We start from the raw sequence: 19,749 nt of genomic DNA on the forward strand, positions 1-19,749 counted from the left end.
GTGTACCGCCAGAGAAGTACGTATTTCTTTTTTGAGAATTAGCGCAATCTCTGGTGGCTAAGTGTTTATATATCTGAGTTTTTTTGTTAAGAAATGATGTATATAAATTAGAAATGTGATTTAACAGTCCTACACTAAAATTAAACGAAAATTTCGATTAAACAATAAGTTGCTGTAGTGATTGGTTACGTATTGCTTGTGTCCAAAAGCGACGGTTGTTGAGGAGTTCGCCATGAATGTTGCTGCATTATTGGGGCTGGTAGAAATATCGGGTACGTTAGTTCTTGATAAGAATGGGAAAATAGTTTTATTGCCAGAAGGTATTGAAGCCCGTCCCGGAGATGTGGAGCTATCACCCGATAACTTAGTTCCAGATGTAGAGCTTAGAGAAGCTTTGTTTGCACAAAACTTCGGCGAACAAAGCTTCGGTGAACAAAGTGGCGACGATTCAAGCTTGTCCCTGGCGTTCGGTGATGACCAGGACGCGGCTGACATCATTGCTCAGATTGAGGCAGGTGAAGACCCGACTCAAAATGAAGACCAGGCTACCGCTGCTGGTGGTGAGTTGAGCTCAAGTATTACCGATGCAGCGACGGTAGAAGCAACGCAGGTACAAATTTTAGCGGAAACGCTTTTTGAAACTATCGGTCTCGATAGACAGGCGCTCTCTCCAACTCAGACAAACACGCTCGTTGATATCTTCATTAACTCTGCGCCAGTTACGGTCTTTGATGCTCGCACTTTTGATGAGGAGTCGACCGACGGTGAACTGGGGCTAACCTTTCCCAGTGATGCTGACGGTAACTCGGTTATTGTCACCATTACAGAACTCCCAGTCCTAGGACAAATTACTCTTGCAGACGGTACGCCCGTTATCCTTGGTCAAACCCTTACACAACAAGAGTTTGAAAGCCTGCAGTTCGATGCCCCTGAAGAATACACTCTCGGCGATGATGCGGGTCAGTTCACCTATTCTGCGGATGATGGGCAAGGGCAGGAAAACTCGGTTCAAGAAGGTGGTGTTCTCCTTACCATCAACCCTGTTAATGATATTCCGGTTATCGACGATGTAGGCGATGGAACCCTAGTCGAGGCGGGGAATCTAGATGATGGTCAAGTCGTAGAGGGCGTAAATACTGCGACAGGCACAATTGTCGCTCAAGACAATGATACGGACTCAGTTCTTACTTACGGCGTTCAGGCCGATACCAATGAATACGGACAATTGAGCGTCGACCCACAGACAGGTGAATGGGTCTTCACTCTTGATAACCGCTCTTCAGCAACGCAAAGCCTGAAAGAGGGAGAGTCAGTTGAAACGTCGTTCGAGATAACCGTTACCGATGATAAAGGTGCGGTGGTAACAGAGACGTTAACGCTGACGATAAATGGTACTAACGATCTACCTACGTTTGACGCTGGTGGTGATGCGGCCGGAACCGTTACAGAGCAAGGTGACGGTATTGGCAGTGACAACATCGCTTTAGGTACTTTGTCTGTTACCGATGTCGACGATGACGCTAGTCTGACCTTCCAAGTAGAGTCTGCGCAAACTGAGTACGGCTTTTTCTCTATCGATGAGAACGGCAAGTGGCAGTTTGACTTAGACAACGATGCTTCTGTGACTCAAGCGCTTGCCGATGGTGAATCCAAGACCATTAACTACACGGTATCAGTGACGGACGAGTTTGGAGCCAAAAGCGAAGAGGTTGTGTCGATTACGATAATTGGTACTAACGACACGCCTGAGATTAAAGACCCGCGCGGTACTACAGGTGCTGTGAGTGAGGCAGGTAATCGAGATGACGGCACGGTGGTTCCTGGTAAAGATACCGACACGGGAATCATTAGGGCTTCAGATAGCGACGGAACGTTAAGCTTTACGACATCAGACACCAGCCCTTATGGAACGTTTGCCGTTGAGGAGTCTACTGGTGTTTGGCGCTTTACGTTGGACAATACTTCGACGGAATCTCAAGCGCTTAAAGAGGGACAAACAGTCGAAGCTGTTTTTAACGTGAAAGTTGCAGATGAGACAGGTGCTTTCGTCATCCAGCCAATTATCGTTGAAATCTTTGGTACCAATGATCAACCAACGATCGCTTCATCTAGTGAGCTATCGGGCACCGTTGTGGAGTCGGGAAAAAATGTTGATGGTACTCCTTCAGCGTCAGGAACACTCGTCGGTGAGGACGTAGATGCGGATGCAACGCTAACATTCTATGTTGAAGACGGTGCCAGTGACTATGGTCAATTTGTTCTAAAGCCAAATGGTGAGTGGACATTTGAGCTGGATAATAACTCAGCCACAACGCAAGCTCTCAACGCCGGTGACACAGTAGATATAACTTATCAGGTTATTGTTCGGGATGAGTTTGGTGCTGAAAACACCGAAACACTCACCATTACCATTGTGGGTACTAACGATGCTCCATCTATTGTGGGTACATCTTTTGGTCAGTTAACAGAAGACAATATTGATGATATTGACGCCGATACAAATCAGTTAACTGTGGAGGATACGCTTACCGTCAGTGATGTAGATGATGGTGAGTCTAAGTTTCAATCCGAGGTTGTTGTTGGTGATGGAAACTTTACCAATGGAGAACTGACGATTGACGAAGTGGGCAATTGGGTCTTCACGATTCCCAACGAGGATGCTCAAGTTCAAGCTTTAGGTGCTGGAGAAACCGTCAAGCAAACCTTTACGGTCAAAACAGTAGATGGCACCGAGCACACCATAACGGTGGATATCGTAGGGACGAACGATGTACCTGTTTTAATCGCGGGCTCTAATGATGAAGGTACCGTCACAGAAGACGATACGCTTACCATTCTGTCAGATAGCGGAAAGCTTACCATTGATGATGTTGATGGTGCTGATGAGGAAGTGTTCCAGACTGATCCCACAACGTTTACCTCGGTCAGTACTGTGGCAGGTGGAGAAAACGGTGCGGTAGGCACACTCACGTTACTAGAAGATGGCTCTTGGACCTATGACATCGCGAATTCGGCAGTAGAGTATTTGTCGACTGGAGATACGGCGACTGAAACCTTCACCGTACTATCTGCAGATGGCACATCGTTTGACATTGTAATTACGATAAACGGCACCAACGACGCTCCTGTTATTGCCGATAGCAGTGAATTAGCTGGCACGGTTGTTGAAGCTGGACATTTAGATGCTGGAGCTGTCGTAGATGGTACTTCAGCGATTAGTGGACAGCTAGTGACGAGTGATGTCGATCTTGCTGACGGTGAAGTGTTGGACTTCAGTGTAGCGAATGATTCGAACCCTTACGGCTCTGTTTCCATTGATCAAAATGGACTCTGGACGTTCGAGCTTGCTAATGACGCTGATGCGACGCAAAAGCTAGAAGAAGGCGAAACTGCGACGGTTACGTTTGATGTTGTAGTCACTGATGATAAGCACTTATCTTCAACGAAAGAAGTGACCATTACTATCCAAGGAACCAATGACAAACCTTACTTAACTGAGGGAAGTACGGTTGTTGATTCTGTCAGGGAAATAGGACATAGCGAGTCTGGGGATCAGTTAGCCGAAGGTCAAATAAATGCCGCGGATTACGATTTAGCGGATAATGCAGCGCTGAGCTTTGCGTTTGACTCTGGCAATACTACGACCAGCGTTGAAAACGCGTACGGGACGTTCAACATTAACGCTGACGGCAGCTGGACCTTCACACTCGATAACACCAAGCCGGCCACGCAAGCGCTGGAAGCGGGTGAATCCGTCACCGTCGACATCAATGCCTACATCATCGATGACCGCGACGCGTACATCAGTCAAAACCTGACTGTGACCATCAACGGCACCAACGATGCGCCTGTGATTGCCGACACCAGTGAGATCGTGGGCACGGTCACTGAAGCAGGTCATGAGGACGCAGGCGATACCGTTGCAGGTACGCCAATTATCGATGGTCAGATTTTCGCGAGCGATGTCGACCTCGCCGAGGGGGACGTGCTCGATTACAGCATTGAAAACGATGCGAACCCTTATGGCAGCGTATCTATTGACCAAAACGGTCTGTGGACATTTGAGCTGGATAACGGCGCTGCGGCAACACAAGCATTGGAAGAGGGCGAGAGCGCGACAGTTACCTTCGATGTGGTTGTGACCGACGATCAAAACGTCACCGCGACGCAAACCGTGACCATCACGGTGGAAGGCACCAACGATAAACCGTACCTGACAACAGGCGGCATCTTCGCTGACTCGGTGACAGAGTCGGGCTTCAATGAAGCCGGAGACCAATTAGCCGAAGGTCAAATAAATGCCGCGGATTACGATTTAGCGGATAATGCAGCGCTGAGCTTTGCGTTTGACTCTGGCAATACTACGACCAGCGTTGAAAACGCGTACGGGACGTTCAACATTAACTCTGACGGCAGCTGGACCTTCACACTCGATAACACCAAACCGGCCACGCAAGCGCTGGAAGCGGGTGAATCCGTCACCGTCGACATCAATGCCTACATCATCGATGACCGCGACGCGTACATCAGTCAAAACCTGACTGTGACCATCAACGGCACCAACGATGCGCCTGTGATTGCCGACACCAGTGAGATCGTGGGCACGGTCACTGAAGCAGGTCATGAGGACGCAGGCGATACCGTTGCAGGTACGCCAATTATCGATGGTCAGATTTTCGCGAGCGATGTCGACCTCGCCGAGGGGGACATGCTCGATTACAGCATTGAAAACGATGCGAACCCATACGGCACGGTATCCATTGACCAAAATGGTCTTTGGACATTTGAGCTGGATAACGGCGCTGTAGCGACGCAAGCCCTAGAAGAGGGTGAGAGCGCGACGGTGACCTTCGATGTGGTGGTGACCGACGATCAAAACGTCACCGCGACACAAACCGTGACCATCACGTTGGAAGGCACCAACGATAAACCGTATCTGACCACCGGCGGTATCTTCGCTGACTCGGTCACTGAGTCTGGCTTCAATGAAGCGGGCGACCAGTTAGCCGAAGGTCAAATAAATGCCGCGGATTACGATTTAGCGGATAACGCAGCGCTGAGCTTCGCGTTTGATTCCGGCAACACCACGACCAGCGTTGAGAATGACTACGGTACGTTCAACATCAACGCCGATGGCAGTTGGAGCTTCACGCTTGATAACACCAAACCAGCGACGCAAGCGCTGGAAGCTGGCGAGTCAGTCACCGTCGACATCAATGCCTACATCATCGATGACCGCGATGCGTACATCAGTCAAAACCTGACAGTGACCATCAACGGCACCAACGATGCGCCAGTGATTGCCGACACCAGTGAGATAGTGGGCACGGTCACTGAAGCAGGTCATGAAGACGCAGGCGATACCGTTGCAGGTACGCCTACTATCGATGGTCAAATCTTCGCGAGCGATGTCGACCTCGCCGACGGTGACGTCCTCGATTACAGCGTTGTGAACGACTCGAACCCATACGGCAGTGTATCCATCGATCAAAATGGTCTGTGGACGTTTGAGCTAGATAACGGCGCAGCGGCGACGCAAGCACTGGAAGAGGGTGAGAGCGCGACGGTCACCTTCGATGTGGTGGTGACCGACGATCAAAACGTCACCGCGACACAAACCGTGACTATCACAGTGGAAGGGACCAATGATAAACCGTATCTCACCACGGGCGGTATCTTCGCTGACTCAGTGACCGAGGCTGGTTTCAATGAAACCGGAGACCAATTAGCCGAAGGCCAAATCAATGCCGCGGATTACGATTTAGCGGATAACGCAGCGCTGAGCTTCGCGTTTGATTCCGGCAACGCCATGACCAGTGTCGAGAACGACTACGGTACGTTCAACATCAACGCCGATGGCAGCTGGACCTTCACATTAGATAACACCAAACCCGCCACGCAAGCGTTGGAAGCGGGCGAGTCTGTCACCGTTGACATCAACGCCTACATCATCGATGACCGCGACGCGTACATCAGTCAAAACCTGACGGTCACCATCAACGGCACCAATGATGCCCCTGTGATTGCGAATACCAGTGAAATTACCGGTACTGTGGTTGAAGCGGGGCATGAGGACGCAGGCGATACCGTTGCCGGTACGTCTACTATCGATGGTCAAATCTTCGCTAGCGATGTCGACCTCGCCGAGGGGGACGTGCTCGATTACAGCATTGAAAATGATTCGAACCCATACGGCACGGTATCTATTGACCAAAACGGTTTGTGGACATTCGAGCTTGATAACGGCGCTGCGGCCACGCAAGCATTGGAAGAAGGTGAGAGCGCGACGGTCACCTTCGATGTGGTGGTGACCGACGATCAAAACGTGACCGCGACACAAACCGTGACCATCACAGTGGAAGGCACGAATGATAAACCGTATCTGACAACAGGCGGCATCTTCGCTGACTCAGTGACCGAGGCTGGTTTCAATGAAGCCGGAGACCAATTAGCTGAAGGTCAAATCAATGCGGCGGATTACGATTTAGCGGATAACGCCGACCTAAACTTTGCGTTTGACTCAAGTAACACGACGACCAGCGTTGAGAATGCTTACGGTACGTTCAACATCAATGCCGATGGCAGTTGGACCTTCACATTAGATAACACCAAACCCGCGACGCAAGCGTTGGAAGCTGGCGAGTCCGTCACGGTCGGCATCAATGCCTACATCATCGATGACCGCGACGCGTACATCAGTCAAAACCTGACGGTCACCATCAACGGCACCAACGATGCACCTGTGATTGCGAATACCAGTGAAATTACCGGTACTGTGGTTGAAGCGGGGCATGAGGACGCAGGCGATACCGTTGCAGGTACGCCTACTATTGATGGTCAAATCTTCGCTAGCGATGTCGACCTAGCTGAAGGTGACGTCCTTGATTACAGCGTTTTAAACGACTCGAACCCTTATGGCAGTGTATCCATTGACCAAAACGGTCTATGGACGTTTGAGCTGGATAACGGCGCTGCGGCCACGCAAGCACTGGAAGAAGGTGAGAGCGCGACGGTGACCTTCGATGTGGTGGTCACCGACGATCAAAACGTGACAGCCACGCAAACCGTGACCATCACAGTGGAAGGCACGAATGATAAACCGTATCTGACAACAGGCGGCATCTTCGCTGACTCAGTGACCGAGGCTGGTTTCAATGAAGCCGGAGACCAATTAGCTGAAGGTCAAATCAATGCGGCGGATTACGATTTAGCGGATAACGCCGACCTAAACTTTGCGTTTGACTCAAGTAACACGACGACCAGCGTTGAGAACGCTTACGGTACGTTCAACATCAATGCCGATGGCAGTTGGACCTTCACATTAGATAACACCAAACCCGCGACGCAAGCGTTGGAAGCTGGCGAGTCCGTCACGGTCGGCATCAATGCCTACATCATCGATGACCGCGACGCGTACATCAGTCAAAACCTGACGGTCACCATCAACGGCACCAACGATGCACCTGTGATTGCGAATACCAGTGAAATTACCGGTACTGTGGTTGAAGCGGGGCATGAGGACGCAGGCGATACCGTTGCAGGTACGCCTACTATTGATGGTCAAATCTTCGCGAGCGATGTCGACCTAGCTGAAGGTGACGTCCTTGATTACAGCGTTTTAAACGACTCGAACCCTTATGGCAGTGTATCCATTGACCAAAACGGTCTATGGACGTTTGAGCTGGATAACGGCGCTGCGGCCACGCAAGCACTGGAAGAAGGTGAGAGCGCGACGGTGACCTTCGATGTGGTGGTGACCGACGATCAAAACGTGACAGCCACGCAAACCGTGACCATCACAGTGGAAGGCACCAATGATAAACCGTACCTCACCACGGGCGGTATCTTTACTGATTCGGTCACGGAATCGGGTTTCAATGAAATCGGCGACCAATTAGCGGAAGGTCAAATTAATGCCGCGGATTACGACCTCGCGGATGGTCAGCAACTGAGCTTCGCGTTTGACTCTGGCAACACCACGACCAGTGTTGAGAACGCTTACGGTACGTTTAACATCAACGCCGATGGCAGCTGGACCTTCACGCTCGACAACACCAAACCATCCACGCAAGCGCTCGAAGCGGGTGAGTCTGTCACCGTGGACATCAACGCCTACATCATCGATGACCGCGACGCGTACATCAGTCAAAACCTGACGGTCACCATCAACGGCACTAACGATGCCCCTGTGATTGCTAATACCAGTGAAATTGCCGGTACTGTGGTTGAAGCGGGCCATGAGGATGCGGGCGATACCGTGGTAGGTACGCCTATCATCGATGGTCAAATTTTCGCGAGCGATGTCGATCTCGCCGAGGGTGACGTCCTTGATTACAGTATCGAAAACGATGCGAACCCATACGGCACGGTTTCCATTAACCAAAACGGTTTGTGGACGTTTGAGTTGGATAACGGCGCTGCAGCCACACAAGCGCTAGAAGAGGGCGAGAGCGCAACGGTGACCTTCGATGTGGTGGTGACTGATGATCAAAACGTGACAGCCACGCAAACCGTGACCATCACAGTGCAAGGTACCAACGACAAACCGTACCTGACAACAGGCGGTATCTTTGCTGACTCGGTCACTGAATCTGGTTTCAATCAAGCGGGAGAGCAATTAGCCGAAGGTCAAATTAATTCTGCAGATTACGATTTAGCCGATGGTCAGCAACTGAGCTTCGCGTTTGATTCTGGCAACACCACGACCAGCGTCGAGAATGCTTACGGTACGTTCAACATCAACGCTGATGGTAGTTGGACCTTCACGCTCGATAACACCAAACCAGCGACGCAAGCGCTGGAAGCGGGTGAATCCGTTACCGTCGATATCAACGCCTACATCATCGATGACCGCGACGCATACATCAGTCAAAACCTGATCGTGACCATCAATGGCACCAACGATGCGCCAGTGATTGCTAATACCAGTGAAATCACCGGCACCGTGGTTGAAGCGGGCCATGAGGACGACGGTGACACCGTTGCAGGCACGCCTACTATCGATGGTCAAATCTTCGCGAGCGATGTCGACCTAGCTGAAGGTGACGTCCTCGATTACAGCGTTGTAAACGACTCGAACCCTTACGGTAGTGTATCCATCGATCAAAACGGTCTGTGGACGTTTGAGCTGGATAACACTTCGGCGGCGACGCAAGCACTAGAAGAGGGCGACAGCGTTGAGGTCACCTTCGATGTGGTGGTGACCGACGATCAAAACGTCACCGCGACACAAACCGTGACTATCACAGTGGAAGGGACCAACGATAAACCGTATCTCACCACGGGCGGTATCTTCACGGACTCGGTCACTGAGTCTGGTTTTAATGAAGCGGGAGATCAATTAGCCGAAGGTCAAATCAATGCCGCGGATTACGATTTAGCGGATAACACCGACCTAAACTTTGCGTTTGACTCAAGTAACACCACGACCAGCGTCGAGAACGATTACGGTACGTTCAACATCAACGCCGATGGCAGTTGGACCTTCACATTAGATAACACTAAACCCGCCACGCAAGCGCTGGAAACGGGCGAGTCTGTCACCGTTGACATCAACGCCTACATCATCGATGACCGCGACGCGTACATCAGTCAAAACCTGACGGTCACCATCAACGGTACCAATGATGCGCCTGTGATTGCGAATACCAGTGAAATCACAGGCACCGTGGTGGAAGCGGGCCATGAAGACGCGGGCGATACGGTTGCGGGCACGCCGACTATCGATGGTCAGATTTTCGCGAGCGATGTCGACCTCGCCGAAGGTGACGTGCTGGATTACAGCATTGAAAACGATGCGAACCCATACGGCACGGTATCCATCGACCAAAATGGTCTGTGGACGTTTGAGCTCGACAACGGCGCTGGAGCGACGCAAGCGCTGGAAGAAGGTGAGAGCGCAACGGTCACCTTCGATGTGGTGGTGACCGACGATCAAAACGTGACCGCGACGCGAACCGTGACCATTACGGTGGAAGGCACGAATGATAAACCGTACCTGACAACAGGCGGTATCTTCACTGACTCCGTAACAGAATCGGGTTTCAATGAAGCGGGAGATCAATTAGCCGAAGGTCAAATAAATGCCGCGGATTATGATTTAGCGGATAACGCCGATCTTAACTTCGCGTTTGATTCTGACAACACGAGTACAAGTGTCGAAAACGATTACGGTACGTTCAACATCAACGCCGATGGCAGCTGGACATTTACTCTAGATAATACCAAACCCGCGACCCAAGCATTACGTGAAGGTGAATCTACAACCGTTGATATTGATGCATTTATTATTGATGACCGAGACGCCTACATAAGCCAGACATTAACGGTAACGATTAACGGTACCAATGACCAGCCAACTATCTCCGGGACCAATACTGGTGATGTTATCGAAGACAGGAATGTGATTCGAGAAGATGGCGTACGATACATAAAAAGTGAAGGCTCACTTCGCGTTGATGACGTCGATACGGGAGAAAGCTTATTCAACACAACGGTTGAACCTCAAGGCTCGCCGCTTGGAACCCTTACTATCAATGCTCAGGGTGATTGGGACTACGAAGTGAACACGCGCGAACGCGCAATTCAGCAGCTGGGTCTTGATGAAACGATGCAAGAGTCATTTAGAGTTTACTCTGTCGATGGCACTTCGTTTGAAACCATCACTATCACGATTACAGGTACTAATGATAGACCTCGAATCCGAGGTGATAGAACGGGAGATGTGACTGAAAATGCAGAGGGTGATGACAGCACTGTGACTGCAACAGGGGATCTTAATCCTAGAGATGTAGACGTCACTGATGTGCATACTTGGTCTGTTGTAGGTTCCTCTGAAGGGCAATATGGTTCGTTTACGATTAATGCGACAACAGGCACTTGGGAATATACGTTAGATAACGCTAAAGCGGATTCTCTAAGTCAAGATCAACTAGTCACAGAGACGTTTACGGTTCAGGTTGATGACGGGAATGGCGGAACGCGTACTCAAAATGTCACCATAGATGTGACTGGCACCAACGATGCGTTGGTGCTCAGCGGTGATGACAGTGCAACTCTAGTCGAAGATCTAGATGTGACAGAAAGCGGTGTCATCGATGTCGACGACATTGATATTAATGATACTTTCCAATACAGAGTCGTCGATCCTCAAGGTAACCTTGGTTCACTATCGATTGACCAAAACGGTAAATGGACGTACACCCTAGACCAATCTCTGTCTGACCATCTAGAGCAGGGAGTAAGGTACGAAGCCGGACAAACTGGTGGCGAAAAGATCTTTGAAGTTGAAGTCACAGATGGCACTGCAACTAAAGTGTTTGAGGTTCGCATTGATGTCATAGGCACTAATGATGCGCCAGATATCGGGGGTACTAGAACGGGTATCTTATATGAGGTTGATGGCTATGAACAAACTGTTGGTGCCGATCTTAGTACCCAAGATCCTGATGAAAATGAAACAGAGTCATGGGTAATCAATGATTCAAATGCTGGGGTGGGAACTTACGGTACATTAACACTAGACCCAGCGACGGGTGAATGGTTGTATACTCTTGGCGTGAGCGATGGTCAAAAGGCATCGGTGGATGGATTAGCGCACGATAGTGTCGTGACAGAAACCTTCTCAGTAAGCGTGACTGATAAATACAATGCCGTGAGCACAAAAACGATCACGATTACCGTCAATGGTGACAATGATCGCCCAGTGATTGGCGGTACATTGAGTGGTGAAGTAACCGAAGATGCCCATCCTGATAATGACACGGCCAATCCAATTACTGCTACCGGTACTTTGACAGACGGAGATGTCGATATTGGTGATGACCACACCTGGTTTATCAATTCAACCAAAGGTCAATACGGCAGCATATCCATAGATCCACAAACGGGTGAGTGGGTGTATACCCTCAACAACAGTAACCCAACCGTACAAGGGCTTAAAGGCATCGACGCCGAGACGCTGACAGACACCTTCACGGTCACAGTGAGAGATGACTCTGGAGCGAGCGATAACACTGCGACTCAAACGATCACCGTGACAATCAAAGGCACCAACGATGCGCCAGAGGTCAAAGGTGAGACGTCGGGCAGCGTGATTGAAGCGTCTACGGGTCGTTCAACAGCCACGGGTGACTTGTCGGTAAGTGATGTTGATACAACCGACTCTCATACCTGGGCGGTTGAAAATGAGGATTCTGGTACCGGACAAGCAACGGGTACCTACGGCTATATGTCGGTTGATGACAACGGCAAATGGACGTATCAGTTGCAAAGTGACTGGGATGCCACGCGTGAGATCCCGCCAGGAGAGTCTCGCACTGATACCTTCGATATTGTCGTTACCGATGAAGGTGGATTAACGGACACTATCACTGTCACGGTGACGGTTGCAGGTACTAACACTGATCCCGAAATCGCTGTTAAGCCGGAATACAATGTTATCGAAGATGGTGATGTGCTCTCAGGTACTATTATCGCAGGGGTGCCAACTCAAAACGACCTTGATAATAATGTGATTGGTGCAGGTGACCCCGATCTGAGTGAAGTTGTCTCTTGGAGCGTTCTAGATGAAGGACAATACGGTACCTTTAGTATCGATGAGTCAACAGGTACCTGGCAGTACGTACTCAACAATAACCTGAATGCGGTTGATTCCTTGGATAAAGGCGACACGCTAGATGACACCGTTCGTATTCGAGTGCTTGATAAATTTGGCCATGAATCGATTCAAGATATCAACATCGAAATCATTGGTGAAAATGATGCACCAAATATTCGCGGTGCCCAGACTCGTACGATTTCTGAAGATACCATCGAAGCAGGAAATTACACTTCAACTGGTCAGTTGAGACCAGGGGATGTCGATGCGGATGATACCCATCAGTGGGAAATATCCGATGCAAATAGTGGGCGTGGTGAATATGGCTCGTTGATTTTGTCGTCGAGCGGTGAATGGACGTTCACTTTTGATCAGCTGGATAAGTTGGACGATATCAAATCGTTAAAACCGGGCGAGAGAGTAAGCGATACATTCGAAGTCACAGTGACGGATAGTCATGGAGAAACCTCTACCGAGTTCGTGACGATTAGGATCGAAGGGCAAAATGATGCACCAACCGTTACCGGTGACGTATCAGGACGCTTCATCGAGGACAATGATACTCCTAACGATTTATCTGACGATAATACGACTATTACTGGACGTGCCATCCTTGAAGATGTGGATAACGATGACTTCGCAGAATTTGTCGTTCTAGATGGTCAAGCTCGCAATACATACAACGGACTTCGTGGAGACCTTTCGATCGACAAGGACGGAAATTGGGAATTTACCCCCAACAATGAATCGCTACAAGCCCTTGCCGATGGAGAAACTCAAACAGAAGTATTCACAGTTCTCGCTCAAGACCAAAATGGGGCGACGATCACCCAAGACATCACTATTACAATCGAGGGAATAAATGATGTCCCAGAAGTAGCAGGAGATGCTGATGGTACGGTCGTAGAAGATGGTACGGTTGAGAATTTAGGCGTCGATTTAACTCGAGCTGAGGGTCAGCTTGTCGCTACGGACGTTGATAATGACAGCTCAATAAAGGCTTGGTCTATCGAGAACTCGGGAGTAGGTGCCTATGGTACCTTTACTGTAGATAATAATGGTAAATGGACGTATGTCATCGACAACTCTTTGCCAGCTACACAAGCTTTAACGGCGGGTCAAACTGAGCAGGAAACGTTTTATGTCGTTGCGACTGACAATGAAGGAGGTGTCTCTGAACGTTATCCAGTAGTGATTAACGTCGTTGGACAGAATGATTTTGGCAATGGTGGACCTGGCGGTACTACTAAAGTTGATGACTCGCTGCTAGACGTAAAAGAAGATGACACACTAACTGATAGCGATGACGACGCAGATGCATCAACGCCATTAGTGGGAGACCTAACCGTTACACCTATATCAGGTGGTGTCTATGGTACTTTGGTTGCTAGCAACGACAATGGCGATGCAACATGGACGTATCAATTAGATAATGACTCTCCACTTACGCAAGGACTAGAGGAAGGGCAGACGGCCACTGAAACTTGGCGTGTCATTGATGAAGATGGTAACTATGTCAATGTGACTGTGACTGTAGAGGGGAAAGCAGATAAACCGGAAATTACCTTTGAAACTGACACAGGTGATTTTGAGAATGGCACGATAGAGCTAGGAGAAGCCAAAGAAGATGTAACAGATTCTTTGAGTGGGCTATTAAGTGTCTTTGACCCAGATTTTGGTGAAACCCACGAGTGGTCAATTGTTGATTTGCAGGGTGATCCAGCTTCATCAGAGGGGTTATATGGAAGCCTTTCAATCGATCAAACGACAGGGCAATGGACTTATGTCTTAGACCAAGGCGTGGAACTTCCTGCTGAGGATGAAGTTTTCGATACCTTCTTTGTGAAAGTTAGCGATACAGATCCTAACGAACCATTGGTATCCAAGACCGATATTCGAGAAGTAAAAATCAAGATTGTGGGATCAGCCGAAAACGTCGATAACCCCAACCCCGGTGATGAAAAGATCATCGTAGAGACGTTTACGGCAAACGAGGATAACGCTGATTCTTCGGAAACGGGGACGGGTGATGCTTCGATCGTCATTACCTCACAAGATGCGGGGGGACCACTCGCTCTCGATCCAAGTTTGGGATTGGGCGATCAAATTACCTGGACTCTAATCGATGGCAGCGGTACATACGGTGACATTACGGTAAACCAAGATGGAACATGGGTGTTTACGCTCGACAACGATAGTCAAGCGGTACAATCTCTCCAAGAAGGTGAAACTCGCCAAGATGTGTTCGAGGTTTATGCTGTTGACCAATATGGTAAAACCATCGTGGATGACGGTGGCCTGCCGCAAACCTTGGAAATTGTTGTTAATGTTAACGGTCAGAATGATGCACCGACATTGGATGCCGACGTTGAAGAAACCATCGTTGCAGACGACTCAGACCAAACGATTTCTGGTCAGCTAACAGTCTCTGATGTCGATACTCAAGACCAGGGATTACATACTTGGGCGGCAACGCCAGATGGTAACGTCAATACCGATTACGGCACTCTCACCTTTAACAGTGATGGTTCATGGTCTTATGTGGTAGACCCTAACAACAGTGACATCATTGCTCTTGCCGCTAATGAATCTATTGCGCAAAGTTGGGAAGTGACAGTGACCGATCCTAGCGGTTTAACGGACACGCAAACTCTTACCATCAACATTCAAGGCGAGAACCAACCACCAACGATGTCGACAGTTGATGGCGCAGTCACCGAAGATGATTTAGGTGGTTCGGGTGTCGTATCGGTTACTAACGATATTGTTCTCGATGATCTTGATACCAACGATACTGTGACTCTAACGGCTGCTAATTTGAATGGTACCTATGGTCAATTTGTTGTCGACCCAGATACAAACACCTGGAGCTACGAGCTGTACAATGACGCTGCACACGTGCAGGCGCTGGGAGAGGGGGTTTCCGTCACAGAAGAATTTACAATTCGAGCAACCGACAGCTTTGGCGCTGAAGTGACGCAAACGGTTGAAGTGACCGTGACTGGATCTAACGATAGACCAACTCTGTCTGGTGCCGTGACAGGCTCTGTCAGTGATAACCCAGGCAGTTCGGCAAGCGGTCAGGTCACTGTTGCTGATGTTGATGTGGGTGATAATCACTCTTTCTCAGTGAAGCAGGATAGTGATCTCGGCAATTTCTCAATTGATAGTAATGGCAATTGGACGTTTGAAGTTGACCCAAACAACGCTGAGATTAACGCGCTGGCGAAAGGTCAAACTAAGACTATCCAAGTGAGTGTGGTGGCTACCGACGACTCAGGTGTGGCTGCGACTAATGAATCTAATGAGCACCTAATCTCTATCACTATCGTTGGTACCAATGATGCCCCTCAAATTGTTGATATTGGTCAGCAACTGGCGACCGAGAACACCAATACTCAGCTGTCGGGAACATTCGATGATGGCGATGTTGATACGGTCAATATCGCCGATGATCATGAGTGGGAAGTCGTATCGGGAGACCCAAGAGGTGAGCTAACTGTCGACCCGACAACAGGGGCATGGACGTTCGAACTCACCGGTGATTTCGAGTACCTTTCTGAAGGGGAGACGTTGCCGGTACCGCTAACTTATGAGGTTAAGGTCACTGATGAACATGGCGCTTCAGATACCATTACGGTCGAGTTCCAAGTAACGGGTACTAATGATGCACCGCAAGTCGTCGCTGGCGATACCGTTGCAACAGGAACGGTTTATGAGGACCCAATAGGTGCGGAGTCAGGAACGGCTGCGGGCGAGGTGAAGATTTCCGATGTTGACCAAAGCGATACACACAGCTTTAGTCTGAGTGATTCAGGAATGGTTACTGAGGTCGTTGGTACATACGGAACATTGAAGCTGATTGCTGGGGATACCGCTGATACGGTTAAATGGGAATATGTCATTGACCAAAGCAAAGCGGATTCACTTAACGATGGTCCAGTAAACGAGAGTTTTGATCTCTACATTGAGAGCCTAGTCGGCGGTGTATCTCAAGGGGATGCGATAACCCAAACTATCGATGTAACTGTCCAAGGTAGAAACGATGCTGCGATCGTAAGCTCGGATTCCCAAACTCGTGATGAGACCGATGCAGCGCTAGAAATTACTGGCAACCTTGACGCCACAGACGTGGATAATCCCGATGATACCTTTACGATTCAAAGCGATGTTCAAGGCACTTATGGTACGTTCAGTATCGAATCCGATGGTAAGTGGACTTTCACCGCTAGTGAGTCTTATGACTACCTCAATGCAGGTCAAAGTGTCTCTGAGACGTTCCAAGTGACGACCATTGACGGCACTCCAACGTCCGTAACGGTAAAAATTGAGGGCACCAACGACGCTGCGCACGTGAGCGTTGGCTCCGTGATCACCGATGAAACCGATGCTGCGCTGACGATAACGGATAGCTTAACGTCGACTGATATTGATAACCCAAATAATGCGTTTACCCCTTCAAGCGAGACGGGCACATACGGAAGTTTCTCGATAGCTGCCGATGGTGTTTGGAGCTTTATCGCCAACCAGTCGTTCGATTATCTAAATGTTGGAGAAAACGTCAGTGAAACCTTCGACGTTACCTCCGCAGATGGCACACCATCAACGGTTACGGTACAAATTAACGGCACGAATGACGCTGCAACCATCAGTGCTGCAGCTGTAGAGCTGACGGAAAGTAATAGCGTACTCACCACTGGTGGCACCTTAACCGCAAGCGATCCTGACAATCTAGACAATGTGTTTATTGCTCAGGCAAGCACAACGGGCACACTAGGTACCTTTACATTGAGTGCGTCAGGGGCTTGGACATTTGAAGCGAATAGCGCTTATGACAATCTGGCAGATGGTGAGCGTGTTGAGGAGTCATTCGATGTCTTTTCTATCGATGGTACTAAGTCGCAAGTGACGATAGGCATCACTGGTACCAATGATGCAGCAACGGTGGATTCTGCGGATGTAAGTCTGCAAGAGACGAACGCCGCGTTAACTACGGGAGGGACGCTCAAGTCTGTTGATGTCGATAATGATGATGACACCTTCATTGCTCAAACTGGTATTAATGGCAATCATGGGCAGTTCTCCATTGATGAGGATGGGGTATGGACTTATGTTGCGAATGAAGCGTTCAACAACCTAAACAGCGGTGATTCCGTCTCTGATACTTTCATTGTTAAGTCTATTGATGGCACAGAATCTAGTGTGAAAGTAACCATTAATGGTACCAATGATGCAGCAACCATTAGTGCTGTCGATCAAGTTCTCGATGAGACAGATTTAGCGCTGTCCACGGGCGGAACACTGACGTCTTCAGATCCTGACAATCTCGATAACAAGTTCATTGCACAATCAAGCGTGGCAGGTGACCACGGGGTGTTTACGATCGATGAAGATGGTGCTTGGAGCTATGTCGCAGATAGTGCCTACGATAATTTGAATGATGGCGACTCGCTGGTCGACTCGTTTGATGTACAGTCTATCGACGGCACTGTTTCGACAGTCAAAGTCACCATTGAAGGCACCAACGATGCCGCGACTGTGAGTTCAGCGGCTGTCAGGTTGAGTGAAACCGATGCGGTACTATCGACAAGCGGTACGCTGACCGCATCGGATGTCGATAACCTTGATGGTCAGTTTATCGCTCAAACGGATACAGATGGTACCTATGGCACCTTCTCTATTACCGTCGAGGGTAACTGGAGCTTTGTCGCGAACGATGCGCTTAACTCTCTCGCAGATGGTGAAGAAGTTGTCGAGACCTTTAATGTGCAGTCTATTGATGGCACCACTTCAACCGTCACTATCACGATAAAGGGTACTAATGATGCACCGACTATCACGGGCGACGTAGCGGAAGGTGTGCAAGAGGGCGTAACCGATTCCGTCACTGGAACCGTGACGGTTGCCGATGCAGACAATACGGCGACGCGCTCCGTTCGTGGTGGAAGCTTGGTAGGTGATGTGTACTCAGTGACAGGAACCTACGGCACGTTTACCTTCAATATCGCGTCGGGTGTTTGGGCTTATGTACTCTTGGCGGGCAGTAGCAATGCGTTAGCTGCTGGTGAAACCGATACCGACACATTTACGATCCTTGCTGATGATGGATTTGGTGAAGTGGAACAACCTATCACTATCACAGTGACAGGTAATCAGGGACTTCGTGGTGACAGCGTGCTAGATGACATTCTAGTTGCGACGTCAGACGACGAATGGATGTTTGGTAATACCATTCCTGCTGGCGGCGGTATTACTAGCGACAATGATTCGCAAGATACGTTCCGCTGGGAGACGGCGAATCTGGCAGGCACCGATACCATTAAAGACTTTGATGTTCGTGACTTTACTAGCAGTGACCCAAACATCAAGCACGATGTTGTCGACTTAACAGCAGTGGCGTTTAAAGATGATCAGTTATTGACCGATCAACTTAGTGTGTCTGAGCATGATGGTAATACTGTGTTTGAGATTTCCGACAATGGTGTTGTCGTTCAATCTATTGTCCTCGAAGGTATTGCACTTCATACCTTACTTGGCGTAACGCCAAGTGAGATCAGTGATTTCACCCCGACAGAGCTGTTGGTTGCGCTATACCAGTCTGAGCAATTGACGCTTCCAGATCAGATCAAAGTGGGTACTGATTCTGCGACCACGGAAACGATCGTGGGTACTGACAACAGCGATATCTTGTTTGGTGGCGGTGGTAACGACATCCTAACCGGAGGCGATGGTCACGATTTATTCTTGTTTACCGAAGATGCGGCAGGGACAACTGCCGATCCGGCAGAGCAAACGGTCACCGACTTTAGCGTTGGCAGCGATATCTTAGATATTTCTGATCTGTTGCCAGCACATGAAAATATCGGAGACTTGCTGGGTAATATAACAGTTTCGGTGACGGATGACCCTGCCGATGCAACGGACACTGCCACAACGGTGATCAGTGTCACCAACAATGGCGAGCAAACGGACATCACTCTAGAGGGTATTGGCTGGAATGAACTTGGAATCTCGGACGCTAGTGTAATAAACGACCCTGGCAACCATCAGACTGAGTTACTCAACCAGCTCGATACGATGAACGTAATCAAGATTGATCCATAGCCGCTGAGTTGAAACGTCTAAATAGAAAAAGGGCTGTGTCGATGACA

1 protein-coding gene is annotated in these 19,749 nt (G+C 49.3%); it reads left to right on the forward strand.

Annotated elements, in window-relative coordinates:
- The first annotated feature begins 232 nt into the window (after positions 1-232).
- Positions 233-19,702: a VCBS domain-containing protein gene (locus tag LY387_RS20580; protein ID WP_234497715.1), complete on the forward strand. Its 19,470-nt coding sequence runs from the start codon at positions 233-235 to the stop codon at positions 19,700-19,702.
- Positions 19,703-19,749: the final 47 nt, after the last annotated feature.

Source organism: Vibrio maritimus (assembly GCF_021441885.1).
GTDB classification, from domain to species: Bacteria; Pseudomonadota; Gammaproteobacteria; order Enterobacterales; family Vibrionaceae; genus Vibrio; species Vibrio maritimus_B.